Here is a 1,458-nt window from a genome sequence, read left to right as displayed (position 1 = left end):
GCGTTCAAGGCCGTCACGCGTTCATGGCCGTCACGCGTTCAAAAGGCGTCGATCCGATCGAAGTCGTTCCGCGTTGAGCGGGGCGTCGACGCGGCCGAGGGCCTGCTTGAGCTCGGCGTAGCCGCCGAGAAGGTTGTAGACCGCCCGGTAGCCGTTCGCCCGGAGGAGGCTCGCCGCGATCGCCGAGCGGCCGCCGAGTTCGCAGTGGACGAGGATCGGACGGTCTTTCGGCACCTCCGCGAGCCGGTCCGGGAGATGGCCGAGCATGATGTGGGTCGCGCCGTCGAGGGCCCCCGCCTTCCGCTCGCTTTCGCTCCGGACGTCGAGGATGAAGAAGTCGCCGAGGCGGTCTTTGACGTCTTCCGGCCGGACGTTCGCGTAGCGGTCGAGCTTCTCCGGCCCGCGGGCGAGGACGTCGGCCGGGGCGATGAAGCCTTCCAGCCGGTCGAGGCCGATCGAGCGGAGGGCGATGCGGATTTCTTCCTCCGCCGCCTCATCGGCGACGACGGCGAGCGGCCGGTCGTAGTCGACGAGCCAGCCGGCCCAGGTGGTAAACGACTTGCCGAGGGGGATGTTGATCGAGCCGGGGAGGTGCCCCTCCTGGAAGGCGGCCTGGGGCCGGGCGTCGACGATCTGGACCCCTTCCGCCTGAAGGCGCGCGAGCGTCTTTTCGTCGGCGCCGAAGCGGACCGGTTCGCGGAGCTCCCGCAAAAGCGCCGGGCCTTCTTTGTTGATCCGCTTCATGTGCTTGAAGTACTTCGGCGCCTCCGGCTGGTCGGCGAGGAGCGCCTCGACGAAGGCGTCCTCGTCGTCGATCTGGAGCGCCCAGTTGGTGAGCTTCTCGTAGCCGACGGTGGACGACGGGACGGCGCCGAGGGCCTTGCCGCAGGCGCTTCCGGCGCCGTGGGCGGGCCAGACCTGGAGGTGGTCGGGGAGGGCTTTGAAGCGCTTTAAGCTTTGGAACATCTGCCGGGCGCCGGGGACGGCGGTGCCCGCGAAGCCGGCGGCCGCTTCGAGGAGGTCGGGGCGGCCGACGTCGCCGACGAAGACGAAGTCGCCGGTGAAGATGCCGATCGGCTTTTGGGTCGCCGGGAGGTCGTAGAGGAGGAAGGAGAGGTGCTCGGGGGTGTGGCCGGGGGTGTGGAGGACCTCCAGGCGGATGTTGCCGATCGGGATGGTGTCGCCGTCCTTGAGGAGGCGGTGGGGGAGGCCGTCGAGGTAGCGGTACTTCCAGTTTTCGTCGCCCTCGTCGGAGAGGTAGAGGGTGGCGCCGACCCGGTCGGCGAGCTCGCGGGCGCCGGAGACGAAGTCGGCGTGGATGTGGGTTTCGGCGGCGCCGACGATGCGGACGCCTTCCCGGGCGGCCGTCTCGAGGTACGGCTCGATGTTCCGCATCGGGTCGATGACGATCGCCTCGCCGGTCGCCTGGCAGCCGACGAGGTACGAGTAGTGGGCGAG

At 69.5% G+C, this 1,458-nt stretch carries 1 protein-coding gene; it reads right to left on the bottom strand.

Going from position 1 to position 1,458, the window contains the following annotated elements:
- Positions 1-30 precede the first annotated feature (30 nt).
- Positions 31-1,458, bottom strand: a 1,428-nt coding sequence (locus tag SA87_RS10225) for an MBL fold metallo-hydrolase (protein WP_066202664.1), incomplete at its 5' end; no start/stop codon positions are given.

Origin of the sequence: Hydrogenibacillus schlegelii (assembly GCF_001653195.1) — a bacterium.
GTDB classification, from domain to species: domain Bacteria; phylum Bacillota; class Bacilli; order Thermicanales; family DSM-22653; genus Hydrogenibacillus; species Hydrogenibacillus schlegelii.
The sequence above is the reverse complement of the archived record's forward strand: the minus strand, read 5'-3'. Positions and strand labels throughout refer to the sequence as shown.